Genomic DNA, 18,252 nt, shown 5'->3' with positions numbered 1-18,252 from the left:
TTCTGTTCAGGCTCAGATGAATCCGAAGGTTAAGCTACAGGATGCTTTAAAGCTGATCCAGGATAACTATGTAGATCCGGTAAATGATGAACCCGTTGTAGATGCCGCTATCAAGGGCATGTTGGGCAGTCTTGATCCGCATTCCAGCTACATCAGCCGCGAAGAGGTGGAGGCCATGAACGAATCCATGTCGGGAAGTTTTGCCGGCATTGGGATCGGATTCGCGATGCTTTCAGACAGTACGTTTATCATCAGTGTAAATCCAGACGGACCTGCTGCCCGCGTAGGCTTAAAGGTGGGCGATCAGATTGTAAGCGTAGATGGTCAGACAATTCTAGGTAAAAACCTGAAAAACCAGGAAGTGATGCGATTACTGAGGGGAGAAAAAGGAAAAGCCGTTGACCTGGCCATCAGGCGTAAAGGGCAGCCGGAACCTTTAAAGTTCACAGTAATGCGGGAGCAGATCGCCGAATTATCCATTACGGCCAGTTACATGGTTACCAGGCAGATTGGTTATATTGCCCTATCTGTCTTCAGTCAATCTACCCGCCGCGAAATGGATGCCGCCTTAAAAAGCCTGAAGGCTCAGGGCATGACCAAGCTGATCCTGGATTTACAAATGAATGGCGGAGGCATAGTAGATATGGCCATTGGCGTTGCAGATGAATTTCTCCCGCCTGAAAAAACAGTTTTTTATTCGGTTACCAATACAGGCGTAAAGGATTATTACTTAACCGGTGGTTTCGGGCAGTTTATGGATGGCGAACTGGTGGTTTTGGTTGACGAATCGACCGCTTCTTCCAGTGAAATTCTGACCGGTGCTTTGCAAGACTGGGATCGGGCCGTTATTGTAGGGCGCAGAACCTTTGGAAAAGGCTTGATGCAGAAAGGATTGCCATTGAGCGATGGTTCGGTAATCAGGTTAACCGCCGCGCGCTATTATACCCCCTCAGGCCGATCTATCCAGAAGCCTTACACCAAAGGCAAGGCCGATTATTTTGAAGATTTTAACAGGAGAATGGCCTCGGGTGAATTGAAAGAAGCAGGGCATTATCATTTTCCCGATTCGCTTAAATACACTACACTTAATCATAAAAGAACGGTGTATGGCGGCGGGGGGATCATGCCCGATCAGTTTGTTCCGATAGATACAGCATTATATAGTACCTGGCTGAATCAAATTATGAATAGTGGTTTAGTGAATAAAGTAGCCTTTGAACTGGTGCAACAGAATCGTAATGAGCTCACAGCTACCTATCCCAATTTTGAGGCTTTCGATCAGGGCTTCAAAGTGGAAGAAACCATGGTGGATGGGATTTTTGATGCCGCAGCAAAACTCCGTGTCAAAATGCCTGCAAAAACAGCGCCTGTTGCACGAAAAACCATCAATATAGAACTTAAAGCCGCCATAGCAGATATGTTGTACGTAGGTAAAGGTTATGCCCTTCGCATTCGTAACGAATCCAGTAGCGCCTTTAATACTGCCTTATCTATCCTTAACTCTAAAGCCACATACGACAAATTATTGGATGGAAGTACCAATAGTAAATCATCTCCAAATCAAAAGAAAAAAAACTAATATGAAGACATTAATCATTGGTGCCGTAGCTGCACTTTGTTCCATGAGTGCAACCGCACAAAAAGGATATACCATTAAAGGCCAGATCGGTAAACTGGGCAAGCCTGCAAAAGCTTTTTTATTGACAAACAAAGAGGGTAAACAGGTATTGGATTCAGTACCTCTGGTAAACGGAAGTTTTACCTTTAAAGGGCATGTAGACGCCCCTATGGAAGCTACCCTACGTTTGAAACATGACGATGCGGTAGAAATTCCGGGTAAACGTATTAAAATAGATGGTTTGAGTCTGATCCTTGATAATGAGGATATTACCATCAATGGTAAGGATTCTTTAAAAACGGCTGAGTTGAAAGGATCAACCCAAACAGCAGAGAGTCGCCGTGTAGATGATCTGCTCCGTCCGCTTTACAATAAAATGCAAGCCCTGAATAAGGAATACCAGGATATGCCTGAAGCTAAAAAGCAGGATAGAGCGGTTGTCATGGATCTGGAAAAACGGGCACAGGAAGTAGAAAAGGAAATTGTGGATGCGAAGATCAATTATGTAAAAAAGAACCCTGACAATTTTATGTCGTTGATGGCTTTAAACTCAACGCTGGCACCGGGTTTCGATGCGGTTGGAATGGAAAAGATATACCAGACCATCAACCCGAAGTTAAGAGATTCTTATTTCGGTAAAGAGGTTGGCTTACGTATCGCCACTTTCAAAAAAACGCAGGAGGGTGTGGAAGCTCAGGATTTTACCCAACCTGATGTTGATGGTAAAATGGTTAAGCTTTCTGATTATCGCGGAAAATACGTTTTGATCGATTTCTGGGCTTCATGGTGCGCGCCATGCCGTAGAGAGAATCCGAATGTGGTTAAGGTTTATGAACAATATAAATCAAAAGGATTTGAAATTTTAGGTGTTTCGCTTGATAAAGCAGCTGATAAGGCTAAATGGATTAAAGCAATTGCCGACGACAAATTAACCTGGAAACAGGTTAGCGATTTAAAAGGATGGGAAAACGATGCGGCTGCCAAATATGAGGTGAAAGCCATCCCCATGAACTTTTTAATCGATCCGAGTGGAAAAATTATCGCTAAAGAGCTTAGAGGTCCAGCCCTGGAAGCCAAAATCAAAGAAATATTTGACGGACGCGCGAAGTAAAAAAATCTTATAGGTTAATGATGACTAATGCAGGTTGATGGATGTCGCCTGCATTTTTTATATCATTTGTTTTGGGCATCAACTGAATATAGGATTAGTGATGGCCTGGCAGCATGCCTAATAACCTGAGCTTGATTAATAATCTGCTGAAGATGTTATATGAACGCTTTTATTTTCTGGTCGTCACCCTGAACTTGTTTCAGGGTCTATTTTATAGAAAAGATGCTGACCACGAAGTAGCTACAAGGCAATTGAAAACACTAGTACTACTTATAAAATAAATTCGATAGCCATCCGGTCAGCATGATGAAACGGCCGGCCAACTCGTCCTAATAAAGTACGTTAATTTTTAGACATTAATCGAATTCGGCTCATCAGATCAAATCCATAAGGATAGTATAGCAGCGATCAATGCGGTAGTCATAATTACGCTACCCAACTTTAAAAACGTCCATGCACTTACTTCCTGTCCCTCTCGCCTCAAAGCCACCAGCCATAGTATGGTGGCCAGAGAACCGGTTATAGACAGGTTGGGACCAAGGTCTACGCCAATCAAAACCGCACTTTTAACCATATCCGGAGTATGTGTATTTTGCAATACACTGCCCGCTATTAACCCGGCAGGTAAATTGTTCATTAAATTGCAGGCTACTGCTGTCACCGTACCACTAAGCCACACCGCTGCCGTTTCAGACTGTGCTATCGCATCATTTAACCAGGCACTTAAATGCTGCGTCATCCCGGTTTTATTTAAAGCTTCTACCACTACAAATAAACCTGCCACTAAAGGAAGCACGGCCCAGGATATCCCTTTAATCACATTCACCGGATTTTTTCTTGCACTGGCCAATACAATGGCACTAGTGGCAACACCCGTAATCAATGTGGGCAGCCCCAGTTCAATATTCAAGGCAGAGGCGGCCAGTAAAACCGCTGCAGTTCCACAGATTCCGATTAAAGCGGTCTTACCGCCAGGGCTTAATTCAGGCAAATCAATCTCCGTTCTGATGTTTTGTTTAAAACACTCGCGCTGTGAGAACCGGAGCATAAAATAGGTAACGGTAATGGCACATATGGATGGGATAAGATACAGACCGAGCCAGTGCATTAAGGATGGCATATGTGTACCATAAATAACCAGATTTGCAGGGTTTGAAATGGGGAGTATAAAAGAAGCTGCGTTGGCAATAAATGCGCAGATTAGTAAATAGGGCAGAGGTTTTTCTACTTTAGCGGCTTTAACTGCAGCGGCCACAGCCGGCGTTAATACAACAGCTGTAGCATCATTGGAAAGAAATGTGGTTACCACTACGCCAACCAGATAGATCAGCAAAAACAATCTTCCTGAAGACCCCCTGGCCCTCAAAGTGGCGTGGGCCGCGAGCCAATCAAACAGTTTTTCCTCACGGGCGGTTTCGGCCAGCAACATCATCCCCGTCAGGAATAAATATACATCTAAACCTTTGGCTATTCCAGAAAAGGCATCGGAAAAAGTGATCAGTTGGAATAATAATAATAAAGCTGCACCAATAATAGCATATACTGCTTCGGTAACTTTGAAGGGCCTGATGATTACCCCCGCTATTGCCAGGAAAGAAATCACCCAGATGAGTATGTTATTCATATTTTATAGCGCTAAGATATGGGTTTTCCATTACGGTTGGGTCCAAGTTGTGTACCCATAATCCCGTTTTCGGGCCAGATACCAATCGTATCTGCATCGCTGCCATCTTTAACTTTTTTAGGCGAAATGTAATTAGCCGTGGCGGGTTGTATATTCCAAATACCAGGACGGCCTGTAACGTCAGTTGCTTTGATGGTTAAAGGTTGCGCTGAAACTTCTACTTTGGCCTTCCAGAGTTGATCTTTTTCTTCAAAAGTCATATCCTGCCAATCAGCTAAATCGGATTTGCATACTACTGATGAGACTTTTCTTGCACCCAGTACTATGGCAGCAGCTTCATATTCTCCTTCAATTATCTGGTTTTTTCTATTCAATAAACGGTAATCAGCTGGCCAGACAGGCATTACAAATGGAAAAGGTTCTGCCAGTTGTTTAAAACGCCAGCCGACAGCAGATTTGTAAACAGTAATGATCGAATAACCAACAGGCCCTTCCTCAATCTGTCCGGTTGATCTGGTAGCTGTAAAAATGATTTGACCATTGTTGGCGATCTCGTTGTAATGCGTGTGTCCCATGTCCACCAGCGTTACAGCATATTTTTCCAGCAGGTTATTGAGCGATTGCTGTTCTTCCGGTGATTTTAAATCAGCAGGAAAAACATGCATAAATAAAAGGATTGTCTCTCCATTAGCGGCAGCTGCGGCCAGTTCTTTTTCCAGCCATTCCAGTTGTTCCATTCCTAGCCTAAAATCAGGACCGCCACTTCCAAATCCGCACACATCAACAAAAAGGCACCTGTTACCCTTATGTAGTACAGATAGCGGAAGTTTTTGGGTTTTAGGCATTTTATACATATTATCCAGGCTTCCCTGTTCCATATCATGATCACCTGCCAATATATAAACCGGTATGCTTAACATTTTAAGGGCAGTGGCTACTAATTTATACTGATCTGGCAAACCGTTATCAGCATTGTCGCCGGGTAACAGGACAAAATCAAGCTGGCTGCTTAGTTCTGTTTCAATTTGAGCGATAATCGAAAGCAGATCTATATAATTCTGTTCTTTGGCTTTGGTAATGTGTAAATCTCCTAGATGAGCGAAGATTAAAGGGGCTGGACTCATAACATTATTTTTGTATAGCGAATTGTTTTTAAAGATCAGATAGCGCTCTATCTTGATCATTTGATTTGTTTTTTTAATCTGATAGGATGAAATTCGTTTATGCCGATCTGTTATCTGGAAATAAATATGGGTTAGCACGCATCCTTGATGGTTTTTGCAAATATGATCCACAATAGGATGGAGCCGATGGCGAATGCACCGAGAATCATAAAGGTGGTATTATAACCTATTCCCTGCGCTATCCAGCCTCCAATTGCCGGACTAAACGAAGCACCCAGGCCTTGAACCGTCATTACCGCACCCTGCCCGATATTTACCCGCCCCGTACCATTGAGTATATGTGCAACCAATCCCGGAACGGCAACACTTTGCAGGCCTGCTCCAATTCCATCTAAAATTTGTACAGGGTAAATACCGATGTGACTGTGCATATAGGCGGCAAATAAACCACGTATAGGCAAGGAAAGGAAAGAAATGAACAAGACCAGCCAATAGCCTTTTTTATCTGCCATCTTCATGGCTAATAGCGATGTGCCGATCATGACCAATTGTGCAATAATAATGGTCATGGCCACAAACATGGAAGCATTACCCTGGCCATTGGCAGCAGCAGCAAGACCATAGAGTGGTAGCATAGCGCCATTTCCCAAATGAAAAAAGGCCAATGCGCCTGCCAGTACCAATAATGATTTGCATTGAAATAATACCTTAAACCCACTGGCTTTTTCATCTTTTTCTCCCTCTTTCATTCCTCTCGCTACGTTATCGTCAATGGATTTGGCCGGAATCAGTAACACGGAAATAATAGACAGTACACCAAAAAAAGCAGCAAGAACGAATATTGCCGTGATGCCGAATTGATAACCCAGATAACCAGAAAGCGCAGAACCAACCACATTACCCGCATGGTTGAATGCCTGATTGTACCCATTTTGCTTGTTAAACCCTTTTTGTTTCACTATGCCCAGTGTAATGCCTATTATAGCCGGACCAATAGCCGACCCTGCAATAGCTGTTGCCACCTGCGATATGCTTACCATCCAAAATTCCTGCGTAAACAATATGATTGCTGATGCCAGTATGGTAAAGATTGCCGATATGACTACGTAGAACCGCTTCCTTTTGGTGGCATCGATTAATGCACCAGCCGGAATAGTCATCAGCATTCCGGCTACACCGCCAATGGTCATTATTGAACCAATTAGTCCGCTTTTCCAGCCATGTGCCAAGAGGAAGATGCCTAAAAACGGCCCAACTCCAGCCTGGAGGTCGGCCATAAAAAAATTAAGAGATTGTAAGGGCCAGATGATCCGCTTATCTGTTACACCCATGGCTGCTTGTTTGCTCATACGATTCTCCTAACACCAGGTGCAACATTATGTTTAAACCCTAAATAGGAATATTTTAATTAATTATCTGAAAATCAATCAGTTGTTTGATTGTTTCTGGATATTAATTTTTCTTCATATTAAAATCGGTGCTAAAAAAGGTTTTAGATCAGTAGCAAAAGCTATGCGCTAATCGGCAAGTCAACTATTGCTTCAAAAGCGAAGTTGCTGCTTTCCATACGGAAATTTCCATGGTGTAAGTGCGTAATCTCTTTAACCAGCCAAAGGCCAATGCCTGCACCATTTGCATCTATAGCTTCCCTGTGAAAGGCATTTTGCAGGTTTTCGGTCGGGAAACTTTCTTCGCTGATGGTGTTTTTAAAGCTTATGGCGATATGATCTTTTACCGTAGACTGTTGTATAGAACAATTGATTGTGGTACCTGGAACAGCATATTTAATTGCATTTTCAACCAGGTTCATGAGCAGGATATTCAGTTTGTCATCATCAGCAAAGATTAAAAAAGTTTCGGTATCCTGATCGAAATCAATCTTTGACTTTAAATTTTTTTGCTGCAAAAAGGGTTGGAACCTGTTGAATAACCGAAGGATCACCAACGAAAGATCGATTTGCTGCTTATGCAAGATAATGCCACTGCTCTTTAACTGACTTACCAATAAGAATTCCTGTACCACCTGTTGCAACCTGTTAATTTCAGCAAGCTGACTTTCCATCAGGTTTGATAACGCTGGTGCCAATTCCGGTTTCGATAGGTGAACTTCTATTTCGGCTCGCATAATGGCCAGCGGAGTCTTTAACTCGTGCGAGGCAGAGGCAAAAAAGTTCTGTTGCTGCTGTAACGATTCATCAATCCTCACCAACATGGTATTGATGGTTTCTGTTAATTCCTGAAGTTCATCATTCGTTTTTTTTACCGGAATTACATCCCTGAGTTGATGTGCATTGATCAGTTTGGCCGCGTTAATGATGCGCTGTACCGGCTGTAATAAATAAAAGGATAAAATATAGGCGATGAGACCTGCAAGCAAAACGCTCAGCAGGCTGCAGGCAAAAAGCAATAAGAGCAGGTATCGTAAATTATCATTTAACTGTTCTGCACTGCGTACAAGCACCAGTTCTGCAGGATTATCCTCATTGCTGTTAACCACGTAGGCAACCCTCATACCCAAGGTATCGGTTACCCCGGTTTTTATAGGGGTACGGATGTTTTTAATGATTCCGGGAGACTGAAAAACCACAACAGGTTTTCCTGCCGAATGATATAATACCCTGATGGAGGTATTGTTATCAGGCAAAGGAATAATAACTGGAAGTACTTCGGTTTTATCTAAAAGCGTTTGGGCCCTGGCCAACAAATAAGCATCATTATCAGATATCATCAGCATCCTGATTTTCCGATAACAGTAGAGGTTGAATGATAAACTTAATAAGATAAAAATCAGACTGAACGCTGCTGTCATTTTTAATTTGATACCGAACTGACGCTTTCCTATTTTCATTTAGCCTTGTTTTACGTCACCTTTCAATATATAACCCCGCCCAACAACGGTATGGATCAATTCTTCATCATAACCCCTGTCCATTTTTTTTCGAAGCTGGTAAAGGTGTACTTCTATTACATTGCTACCCGGATCGAAATTGATATCCCATACTTTTTCGAGGATCTGTGATTTTGTTACTACTTTATTTTGGTTAGCAAGCAGGAACTCCAGTAGCGCAAATTCACGGTTACTCAGTATAACGGCTTTGCCCGCACGGCTCACTTCTCTGGTCAGCAGGTCTACCTTAAGGTCTGATACCTGTAATTTTAGCGACCCCTGTGCCAATGACCGCCGTTGCACAGAACGTATTCTGGCTAACAGTTCATCAAGCTCAAACGGCTTTTTAAGGTAATCAATAGCGCCATTGTCAAGTCCGTTTATTACGTGTTCTGTATCATTCAGTGCGCTGATAATAATGACCTGGGTTTGGTTATTAAAGTTACGCAGGTTTTTTAAAACCTCCAGGCCATTTAGCGAGGGTAACATCATATCTAATAGTATAAGATCATAATGGCCAATCATGGCGGTTTCCAAACCTTTATTACCATCAGCAACCACATCACAGATATGACCCGCCTGCGTAAGGCCGTCGGCAATAAATCCAGCTAACTTTAACTCGTCTTCTATCAATAATATTTTCATCTTACCAGGAATGTTTTGTTATCTATCGTAATGCGGAGCACAATGTATACTTTGTCATGATTGATGTTAATAAAGCCCTGGTCATCCTGCCGTCTCACTGCTTCCAGATGAAAGGTGTTACTGACTTTGATAAGGTGTGCAATATCATCTACCAGACCTGGCTTAAAGTGAAATAACAGGTTATTCTTTCTGAGTGCCACAATTCCACCGTATTGATCTGTGATCAAAACAGGATTTTCCAGCTGAAACTTTTCTAATCGCTGATCGGGGACATCAGGCGGCGGGGGTAAATCATCTAGCGTCTGGCTAATCCCCCTTCTATTGTTTTTGATGGCTATTAACTGGTAGCCGACTACCTCATCGCTCGGGTTTAATCCATATGTTACCGTAACCTGCTCACCAACGGCACCAATTTTGGTTACCCATGCTGCCGTATGTGGCCGAAAATCAATAGTAATTAAACCAGCCTTTTCCGTTTTTAACTCCAGGGCATTAATATCCAAATGAGGATTGTTCTTATATCGGGTAACAGTTCCGGTAATTACCCTTTGTTTATGTGGCCCTTCCACCTTCGGCCCATTATGATGTAATGGTGGTTTAGGTAAAACAGGTACCGGAGGTTTGATCAGCAGCCAGATAATAACCAATAGCAAAATAATGATGACGACCAGTAGTGGACGGTAATTGTTCATCCTTAATGGCTTATCCTGTAAATCATTATTTCGCTCCATTTTCATAAAACCTGCAAAATAGCTGTGGTATTTTATCAGTTAACAGTAATGCAGCCAATTAGTTCATACACATCAGTAAATATTTTAAGATTGGGAGCAAATTTTGCGCTCCCAATCCAACCAGGCTATCTTAACAAATAAGTCTGTCCATTGATCTCGATGGTTTCCGGATGAATGACGGTTGGGGCGCCGGTTTCCAGTGCTACACCCGATGGCGGGGTGTCTTTAATGCCGGTCACCTTTACTTTATCACCTGCTTTCAATAGCGGTTGCAGCTGTTCAATTGCATGTGGTGGTAAATCTATTTCCACCTTGCTGTCAAGGCTAAGCCCGCGGATTGCACCGCCCTGATCTCGTTTAAACTCATTGATTTTTCCGGTAAACGTCTCTGAAGTTGCACTAACCGGTGCAATAGGTAAACTTGGTGGCGTGTCTACTATTTGTTTTCCGTCAACGGATAAACTCGCCATCTGGAATGTACTTACACCATCCGGCCCATTATCTGTGAAACCTTTTACCGTTACCGATTTGCCCTTAGCTGCAGCACTCATTAATTGTTTGCCCAATTGTTCCGGGAATCGGACTGTGATTACCTGGCTGCCATTTTGCAAGGTGAAACGATTATAGATATACCTGTCGTTCGTTTGGTAAGCAATTACCTTTCCGTTCAGCGAGGTTAAAACTTTTAAAGCATGTCCTCTTTCCAAGCCGCCTCTTTGAGGTGCGGGAGGAGGGGGCATTTCTCCGGGTACCCTGGTCGGTGGTGCCGGAACGTTATCTGTTGGACGAACCTGCGCAAAGGTTGCTATACTCATTAGTGTGAAACCAGCTGTTATTGCTGTTTTTTTGATTTGACTTTTCATATGCTTTTCTTTTGATTTTAAATGATTTTATGATTCAAAACTACTTCAGGGGTCTGAAGTGGGGATGAAAAGCAAATTAAATTTAGTTCATCTGATTTTTAATTATCCTTCAGCTTAAAGGTTAAAGCGATTTCAATAGCAGCGTCAGATGGAAACAGCTGATACCATGGTTTTATAAATGATTGTTAAACTTCATGTTAAATTAAAAAGATTAACATGGAGCTTAATCGTGGTTTTCTTAACATTTAGATGCTGTTTCCTTCCGTAATTTAACAATTCAGTATTTTTTATATCATAAATTCCTAACCGGTCAGGCTCATCTTTGTAGCAAAATTAGTCATTGGGTTTTCGCCAAATGAGGTGCCGTTTCTGGCTAATGCAAACAAACTATAAATTATTCATTCATGAAAAAAATTTACAAACTGATTTACTTTACCGAGGTATGCAGGCTGCAGGGTTTATTGATTATGCTCATGCTACTCTCTATAAATGTAATGGCACAAAATGCGCAGAACATCAGCGGTAGGGTTGTTGACGAAACCAACCAGCCGATTCCTGGTGTAACCGTAAGAATAAAAGGTTCTACCGGCGGAACTTCTACCAATTCTGATGGAAACTATAACATTTCGGCAAAATCATCAAACGTTTTAGTTTTTTCCATGCTGGGCAGTATATCAAAAGAAGTAGCTGTTGGCAATCAAACGCGGATTAACGTAACGCTTATGCCAGATAATCAAAATTTGAAAGATGTTGTGGTAATCGGTTATGGTACCGCGAATAAAAAAGATGTAACTGGTGCGGTGACTTCGATAAAATCGGAAGAATTTAACCAGGGTGTTATGGTTAACCCGGCACAACTTTTACAAGGTAAGGTTGCTGGTTTAAACGTAACGAAAAGTGGCGACCCTAATGCTAAACCATCAATTACGCTTCGTGGGCCTTCTTCATTTAGAGAGGGGGCAGCACAAGAACCCTTTTATGTTATTGATGGGGTTCCCGGTGCATCAATTGATTTACTTGCACCTGCCGATATTGAAAGTATAGATATCTTAAAGGATGCATCGTCAACAGCAATTTATGGTTCAAGGGCGTCAAATGGTGTAATTATAGTTACTACAAAGCATTCTAAAAGCGGGCAGGCCCGTTTATCCTATAATGGTTATGCTGCAGTTGAAAAGGTATCGAAAAAATATGATATGCTTTCCGCACCTGAGCTGAGACAATATCTTGCAGATAATAAACAAACGTTAAACCCTATTGACGATGATGGTTCTGATACCAACTGGCAGTCGTTGTTGGAAAGAAGAGGCTTTTCACAGAATCATAATGTTTCTTTTGGCGGTTCTGGTCAGGCATCAGATTACGGAGCAAGTGTAAACTATCTGGATAACAAAGGAATATTAAAAAACAGTTCTTTAAAACGGACTATCGTAAGGGCATATATCAACCAAAAATTTTTTAACGACAGGTTAAAATTGGGTTTAACCGTTACGAATAGCAATTCAAAAAACTCAGATATTTATCAATCTCAGGCATTACCAAACATGTTGTTTTATTTGCCAACAGTAAATCCTTTTAATACAGATGGAACTTATAAGGAAAATTACAACCGTACCGGAAGTGGAACCAGAAACCCTTTATCAATTGTTGATAATAATGCTATTAGTAACCTAAACAACAAAACCCTGATTAACGGTGTGGCGCAGGTAAATATTCTTGATGGTTTAAGGTTTACTGCCAGTGTTTCCTCGCAAAGGGATCAGAATAATTACAGCACTTACCTGAACAGCCAATCGGGATTAGCCAGAGGTGTTAACGGACAAGCCCAAAAAATTGATGTTTTAAATAAAAGCCAGGTACTTGAGGGTTACTTTAACTACGATAAGACCTTTGGCAAACACAGTTTGAAATTACTTGCAGGTTATTCATGGCAGGAAGACAGAACTAATGACGGTTTTGGCGTTACCACACAGAATTTTTCAAATGATAATTTAAGTTACAACAACCTTTTCCTTTCAAACCCGACGTTGCTTTCGCAAATTGCATTTAATAACGCCCCTATATCTACCTTGAGATTAATTTCATACTATGGAAGGGTTCAATACAATTACAACGAAAAATATTTGTTACAGGCCTCATTAAGAGATGATGGTTCATCTGCTTTCGGAAGAAATAACCGTTGGGGTTTATTCCCTGCGGTATCTGCCGGATGGAAAATTACTAGTGAGGATTTTATGAAAGCTGTTCCGGTGGTGAGTGATTTAAAACTCCGTGCAGGTTATGGCGTTTCAGGTAACAGTTTAGGTTTTGATGCTTTTTCTGCGCTACTGATTTACGGTACACCAGCCGGAAATAGTAAGTTCTTAAATAATGGCAATATCAGTAATGCAATTGGGCCGGTAAGAAATCCTAATCCAGATTTGAAATGGGAAAGTACGGCAACTACCAACATTGGTTTAGATTTTGGCTTATTTAAAGACAGAATTACAGGTTCTGTTGATTTTTATGTGAAGAAAACTTCTGATTTAATTTATGGAGATTATCAGGTTTCAACCACGCAGTTTTTCCTGCCAACCATTACGGCAAACGTTGGTAAAATCAAAAACACAGGTGTAGAGTTCTCTTTAAACGCAATTGCGGTTAAAACAGACAATTTCAAATGGACAACTTCTCCAAACATTGCACACAATAAAAACGTTGTAGAAACCTTATCTGATGATTTCTATAAAATTTCATACATCCAAACTGCCCAACTCGGAGGTAAAGGCCAGTCAGGTAATTTCAGTCAGCTCATTCAGCCAGGCTATGCCCTGGGTACGTTCAATTTATGGAATTATGCAGGTAAAAATGCGTCTGGCGTAAGTACCTATATTAATGCCGCCGGACAAAACATTGCTACACAACCCTTAACAACAGATGCTAAAATTGCAGGCGATGCACAACCAAAATTAATTTATGGCTGGGCAAATAGTTTCAATTACAAAAACTGGGATTTGAATTTCCTTGTTCGTGGGGTATTGGGTAATAAAATATTAAATGCAACATTGGCATCATTAAACAATCCGGCTGATGCCAAATTACAAAATATTCCAAGGTTTACTTTAGGCGAATCTTTCAACGATGCGAATGCATACCTGATTTCTGATCGTTTTATAGAAAATGGTTCTTACCTACGTTTAGACAATGCTACAATCGGTTACACCATTAAACCAAAAACACAATCAATTAAAGCCATCAGAATTTATGCTACTGCGAATAATCTTTTCGTGATTACAAACTATAGCGGTATTGATCCTGAGATTAATATGGGTGGTGTAACGCCAGGTATAGACAACAATAATTATTATCCAAAAACAAGAACATATAGTTTTGGTGTAAGTGCATCATTCTAAAAAATAAGAAAATGAAAAAGTTTATCATCCTGTTTAATATTCTTGCCTGTTTGATGGTTTTCGAATCATGCAGCAAGCTAGATGTCGATGTAGAATCTCAATACGTTAAGGAAAATTTTCCCTATACCACTGCAGATTACACGGCACTTTTTGGTACTATGTATTCTAACTTATCATCACAGTACGGCGTGCCTTATTGGAGAATGCAGGAACTTTCTACTGATGCGGCCATCCTGCCTGCACGTGATGGGAATTTTGATGATGGGGGCCAGTACCGCCAGTTGCATTACCATACCTGGACTATTGATCATCCAAATGTTAGAGATATCTGGCAATGGGGCTTCGGTGGCATTAACAATTGCAACCGCCTAATTAATCTTACTACCGAATCCGTTGCATCTGATGCTTCAAAAGCTAAAAGTATAGCTGAAATAAAAGCAATGAGGGCCTTGTACTATTACTTTATGATGGATTTGTATGGTAATGTACCTATTATAGATACTTTTCCGGTGAGTACGCCTCCTGGAAACCAAACCCGCGAAAAGGTATTTGAATTTATAGAAAAAGAACTTTTAGCGGTTGTTGCCCAATTACCGGTAAAAGATAACACTAACCGTGTTGCTGTTTATGGAAGACCAACACAGGCAATGGTTTATGCCTTATTGGAAAAAATGTATTTAAATGCTGAAGTATATACCGGAAAAGCAAGGTATAATGATGCAGTTACCATGGCCGATAATATTTTGAAAAACAGCAACTATAGCCTGGATGCAAAATATAGCGATATTTTTGATGTAAATAACGGTCCGCAGATTAACGAAACCATTTTTGCAATTCCTTATGATCAGCAGATTCCAGGCAATCAAATCACCAGGTTTGGCTTTTATCCTGCGCTGGCACCAGCCTATGGTATAAATGTAGGTTTCAGTATTTCGATGAGTACCACTCCTGAATATTTTAACCGTTTCAACTTAAATAATGATATCCGCACCACTTTCTGGCTGGTAGGTAAGCAATATGCGCCTGACGCCAACCGCAAACCTGATTTAACCAAACCTGTTTATGTGGCCGGAACAACCACACAAATCGAAATTACGCCTGATTTAATTTTAAAACCAGGTAAACCAATGGATTTAGGTAATACGGTTGCCGATCAGGCAAAAGGTGTGCGCTCAGTAAAATACTGGCCAGATCCAAACGCCATTCAAGCCACCCGCCTTAATGGAAATGATATGCCATTGTTACGTTTGGCTGATGTAATGTTAATGAAAGCCGAAGCCATATTAAGAGGCGCAACAGCAACTACGGTAAATGGCGAATTACAAACACCGCTTTTATTATTAAATAAAATAAGGGCCCGTGCTGGTGCAGAAACGGCTAGCGTAGTAAGTTTGCAGGATTTACTTGATGAGCGTGCACGCGAATTGAGTTGGGAGGCCTGGAGAAGAAACGATCTGATCCGTTTTGGGCAGTTCGAAACAGAATACCCTTTACCAAACGATGTCTTAAAAATGAATAAAGATATCACCAGAAGAATCTACCCGATTCCTGCTAACGAATTAAAGCTTAATAGCAATTTAAAACAGAACCCTGGCTACTAAATTAAAAATATGAAACTGATTACCTGTGTTGGTTTATTGCTGGTATTGCCCACAATTGCTTTAATTAATAAAAAGGACGATTTGCCAATCAATCAGATACAGGTAATCGGTTCGCATAACAGTTATAAGCAAGCCATTAACCCGGCCTTGTTCAATGTGATAAAATCACAGGATTCGGCAGGTGCCAAAAGTCTGGATTATGAACATATTCCTATGCCTGCGCAATTGGATATGGGTTTAAGGAATCTGGAAATTGATGTTTACGCTGACGGGAAAGGTGGTAAATATGCCCATCCAAGAGGTTTTGAACAGGTAAAAGGTCAGCCTGGATTTGATAAAAATGGCGAAATGGATAAACCCGGATTTAAGGTATTTCATGTTCCGGATTTAGATTTCAGGTCGTCGGCACTAACTTTTGTAATGGCGTTGCAGCAATTAAGGGAATGGTCGGAAGCTCATCCAGACCACACACCTGTTTTTATCACATTAGAAGTTAAAGACGATTCGATAAAACGTAAAGGATTTACACAGCCTGAAGTTTTTACCGGTAAGACTTTTGATGAGCTGGATGCGGTAATTATAGAACATTTAGGAAAGGAACATATTATCAATCCTGATAGGGTTCGAGGTAAATACAACACTTTGGAAGAAGCTGTGCTGGCCAAAAACTGGCCTAAACTTAGCCAGGCGAAAGGTAAATTCCTTTTTGTGCTGGATGCCAAGGACCGAAAACGCGCTACCTACATTCAGGGGCATCCATCACTTAAAGGACGTGTACTCTTTGCCAATGCAGAACCAGGAACGCCGGAGGCCGCTTTAATGATCCGGAATAATCCGAAGGATGAACAGATTCCTGAATTGGTAAAGAAAGGCTACATCATCAGAACCAGAGCAGATGCCGATACGAAGCAGGCCAGAAACAATGACTGGAGTGATTTCGAAGCCGCCTGTAACTCGGGTGCCCAGATTATCACAACAGATTATTATAAAAAGAGTACTCACTTTAAATCAGATTATGTCATCAGTTTTGCTGATGGAAAATACTTTAGAGCGAATCCTTTATTTTAAAATTAAGAATAGGTATGAACAGAAGATCGTTATTAAAAGGAGGTTTATTAACCGGTTTAGGTTTGCCTTTTGCGGGTATAAAAGATGTTATCGCTTCGCCCGCAGCTGGGCGTAAAAAGGCGAAAAACATCATCATGATGGTAAGCGACGGGATGAGTATCGGAACGCTGAATATGGCCGATATCTATTCCAATCGCATATTTGGCCGAAGCAGTAAATGGTTGGGGCTTTACCGGGATAATAAAGCGGTAAGGGCACTAATGGATACCGCTTCGGCAAGTTCTTTGGTTACCGATTCTGCTGCGGCCAGTTCATCCTGGGGTGGGGGCATGCGCGTTAGAAACGGTTCGCTGAACGTAGGCATGAATGGCGAAAAGCCACAGCCTATCCTTCAAAAGTTTAAAGAAAAAGGTAAAAAAGTGGGTTGTGTAACCACTGTGCCGATTACCCACGCAACACCAGCGGGTTTTTGTGTAAATATTGATAACCGCGGCGGACAGGATATTATTGCTGAAATGTATCTAGGGCTGAAATTTGATGTGATGATGGGTGGCGGACATCAATATTTCGGGGAGAAAAGGGCAGGTGGAAACCTGATTCCAAAATATCTAACCCAGGGATACAAAGTTGCTGAAAACAGGACCGAAATGTTAGCTTTGGATAAATCCAAACCAGTTTTAGGCTTGTTTGCAGCCGATGGAATGCCTTACGAGATAGATCGGTTGCATGACCAGGATCTGATAGAATCAACGCCAACTTTGGCAGAGATGACCATGAAAGCAATTGAACTGATGAAAGACCATAAAGATGGTTTTGCATTACAGGTTGAAGCCGGTAAAGTAGATTGGGCCGCACATTCGAATGATCTGAGCGGTTTAATTTTCGATCAGCTTGCTTTTGATGAAGCTGTAGGAAAAGTAATAGAATTTGCTGAAAAGGATGGCGAAACATTGGTGATCATCACCACAGATCATGGGAATTCAAACCCTGGTTTATTCTATGCTGATGAAGCCAACAAAAAGTTCGATAGCCTTCAACACTTCAAACACAGTAACACCTGGCTTTTGGCTCAGCTTAACCAATCCTTTAGCGAACAGAAAATAATTGATCTGATCAAAGAAAACCAGGGTTTTGAAATGAAAGCAGAAGATGTAAAATCTTTATTGGCTCATTTTAAGGATATTGTTCCGGGGCAGCTTTACAATGAAGCAAACCTGCCATTTTACGAGTACGGCAAAATTCTGGGTAAATATACCGATGTGCAATGGGCCGGAATGAATCATACCGGAGATTATGTAGAACTGACCATGTTTGGTCCGGGATCAGAAAATCTGAAACCTTTTGTTAAAAATTACGAACTGCATAACTTTATGCTTAAAGCTGCAGAAATGCCTGAAGCATTTTTAGTAAAGGCTTAATTTACATTAAACAGTAAACAAATCATCAGCAGGCTGTATCATAAAAAACCAAATGTTATCCTGATGAATAATTTATGGGATAAAAATTAATAAGAGAGACAGATAAATTTAACGGGAAAAAATTTCCCAAATGAATCGTCATTGCGAGAAGGCTTTTTCAGCCGACGAAG

Annotated in this window: 13 protein-coding genes; 6 read left to right on the top strand and 7 right to left on the bottom strand. The window is 41.3% G+C overall.

All coding sequences use genetic code 11. The features are described from left to right. The first annotated feature begins 16 nt into the window (after positions 1–16). Complete coding sequence (locus ABEG20_RS13365; protein ID WP_406823831.1) at positions 17–1,579, top strand: S41 family peptidase; 1,563 nt, start codon at positions 17–19, stop codon at positions 1,577–1,579. Position 1,580: 1 nt separating this feature from the next. Beyond that, positions 1,581–2,729, top strand: a complete 1,149-nt coding sequence (locus ABEG20_RS13360; protein WP_406823830.1) for a redoxin domain-containing protein — start codon at positions 1,581–1,583, stop codon at positions 2,727–2,729. Between the two features lie 379 nt (positions 2,730–3,108). Here the strand turns inward: ABEG20_RS13360 and ABEG20_RS13355 are convergent, their stop codons facing one another. The 7 genes from ABEG20_RS13355 to ABEG20_RS13325 form a co-directional block, all read right to left on the bottom strand. After that, complete coding sequence (locus ABEG20_RS13355) at positions 3,109–4,353, bottom strand: arsenic transporter (protein ID WP_406823829.1); 1,245 nt, start codon at positions 4,351–4,353, stop codon at positions 3,109–3,111. Positions 4,354–4,364: 11 nt separating this feature from the next. Further along, positions 4,365–5,537 carry a metallophosphoesterase family protein gene (locus tag ABEG20_RS13350; protein ID WP_406823828.1) on the bottom strand — a complete coding sequence of 391 codons (1,173 nt, stop codon included), beginning with the start codon at positions 5,535–5,537 and terminating at the stop codon, positions 4,365–4,367. A gap of 71 nt (positions 5,538–5,608) precedes the next feature. Beyond that, positions 5,609–6,826, bottom strand: coding sequence for an MFS transporter (locus ABEG20_RS13345; RefSeq protein ID WP_406823827.1), 1,218 nt, complete (start codon positions 6,824–6,826; stop codon positions 5,609–5,611). 161 nt (positions 6,827–6,987) lie between these two features. Next, complete coding sequence (locus ABEG20_RS13340) at positions 6,988–8,325, bottom strand: sensor histidine kinase (RefSeq protein WP_406823826.1); 1,338 nt, start codon at positions 8,323–8,325, stop codon at positions 6,988–6,990. Next, positions 8,326–9,009, bottom strand: a complete 684-nt coding sequence (locus ABEG20_RS13335) for a response regulator transcription factor (RefSeq protein ID WP_406823825.1) — start codon at positions 9,007–9,009, stop codon at positions 8,326–8,328. Next, a complete protein-coding gene (locus tag ABEG20_RS13330; protein WP_406823824.1) occupies positions 9,006–9,740 on the bottom strand; it encodes a hypothetical protein in 735 nt (244 codons plus the stop codon). The genes ABEG20_RS13335 and ABEG20_RS13330 overlap by 4 nt, the downstream gene beginning before the upstream one ends. 125 nt (positions 9,741–9,865) lie before the next feature. Further along, positions 9,866–10,603 carry a hypothetical protein gene (locus ABEG20_RS13325; protein ID WP_406823823.1) on the bottom strand — a complete coding sequence of 246 codons (738 nt, stop codon included), beginning with the start codon at positions 10,601–10,603 and terminating at the stop codon, positions 9,866–9,868. Between the two features lie 404 nt (positions 10,604–11,007). Here ABEG20_RS13325 and ABEG20_RS13320 point away from each other — a divergent pair, with 404 nt between their 5' ends. The 4 genes from ABEG20_RS13320 to ABEG20_RS13305 are packed head-to-tail and all read left to right on the top strand — an operon-like array spanning position 11,008 to position 18,082. Beyond that, positions 11,008–13,995, top strand: coding sequence for a SusC/RagA family TonB-linked outer membrane protein (locus ABEG20_RS13320; RefSeq protein ID WP_406823822.1), 2,988 nt, complete (start codon positions 11,008–11,010; stop codon positions 13,993–13,995). An 11-nt stretch (positions 13,996–14,006) separates the two neighbouring features. Further along, entirely contained in the window at positions 14,007–15,596 is a 1,590-nt protein-coding gene (locus tag ABEG20_RS13315; protein ID WP_293744135.1) for a RagB/SusD family nutrient uptake outer membrane protein, read from the top strand. A gap of 9 nt (positions 15,597–15,605) precedes the next feature. Further along, positions 15,606–16,664 (top strand): phosphatidylinositol-specific phospholipase C1-like protein, encoded by a 1,059-nt coding sequence (locus tag ABEG20_RS13310; RefSeq protein WP_406823821.1) that lies wholly within the window; start codon positions 15,606–15,608, stop codon positions 16,662–16,664. A 14-nt stretch (positions 16,665–16,678) separates the two neighbouring features. Continuing rightward, on the top strand, positions 16,679–18,082 hold the full coding sequence (locus ABEG20_RS13305; protein WP_406823820.1) for an alkaline phosphatase: 1,404 nt from the start codon (positions 16,679–16,681) through the stop codon (positions 18,080–18,082). Positions 18,083–18,252 lie beyond the last annotated feature (170 nt).

The sequence above is a fragment of the Pedobacter sp. KACC 23697 genome (assembly GCF_045348445.1).
Taxonomy (GTDB): Bacteria; Bacteroidota; Bacteroidia; order Sphingobacteriales; family Sphingobacteriaceae; genus Pedobacter.
The sequence above is the reverse complement of the archived record's forward strand: the minus strand, read 5'-3'. Positions and strand labels throughout refer to the sequence as shown.

What these genes read in the sequence shown, in the direction of transcription:
- ABEG20_RS13355 (WP_406823829.1), bottom strand. Translation starts at nt 4,353, where the DNA reads ATGAATAACATACTCATCTGGGTGATTTCTTTCCTGGCAATAGCGGGG.
- ABEG20_RS13350 (WP_406823828.1), bottom strand. Translation starts at nt 5,537, where the DNA reads ATGATCAAGATAGAGCGCTATCTGATCTTTAAAAACAATTCGCTATAC.
- ABEG20_RS13325 (WP_406823823.1), bottom strand. Translation starts at nt 10,603, where the DNA reads ATGAAAAGTCAAATCAAAAAAACAGCAATAACAGCTGGTTTCACACTA.
- ABEG20_RS13310 (WP_406823821.1), top strand. Translation starts at nt 15,606, where the DNA reads ATGAAACTGATTACCTGTGTTGGTTTATTGCTGGTATTGCCCACAATT.
- ABEG20_RS13305 (WP_406823820.1), top strand. Translation starts at nt 16,679, where the DNA reads ATGAACAGAAGATCGTTATTAAAAGGAGGTTTATTAACCGGTTTAGGT.
- ABEG20_RS13320 (WP_406823822.1), top strand. Translation starts at nt 11,008, where the DNA reads ATGAAAAAAATTTACAAACTGATTTACTTTACCGAGGTATGCAGGCTG.
- ABEG20_RS13340 (WP_406823826.1), bottom strand. Translation starts at nt 8,325, where the DNA reads ATGAAAATAGGAAAGCGTCAGTTCGGTATCAAATTAAAAATGACAGCA.
- ABEG20_RS13360 (WP_406823830.1), top strand. Translation starts at nt 1,581, where the DNA reads ATGAAGACATTAATCATTGGTGCCGTAGCTGCACTTTGTTCCATGAGT.
- ABEG20_RS13330 (WP_406823824.1), bottom strand. Translation starts at nt 9,740, where the DNA reads ATGGAGCGAAATAATGATTTACAGGATAAGCCATTAAGGATGAACAAT.
- ABEG20_RS13365 (WP_406823831.1), top strand. Translation starts at nt 17, where the DNA reads ATGAATCCGAAGGTTAAGCTACAGGATGCTTTAAAGCTGATCCAGGAT.
- ABEG20_RS13345 (WP_406823827.1), bottom strand. Translation starts at nt 6,826, where the DNA reads ATGAGCAAACAAGCAGCCATGGGTGTAACAGATAAGCGGATCATCTGG.
- ABEG20_RS13335 (WP_406823825.1), bottom strand. Translation starts at nt 9,009, where the DNA reads ATGAAAATATTATTGATAGAAGACGAGTTAAAGTTAGCTGGATTTATT.
- ABEG20_RS13315 (WP_293744135.1), top strand. Translation starts at nt 14,007, where the DNA reads ATGAAAAAGTTTATCATCCTGTTTAATATTCTTGCCTGTTTGATGGTT.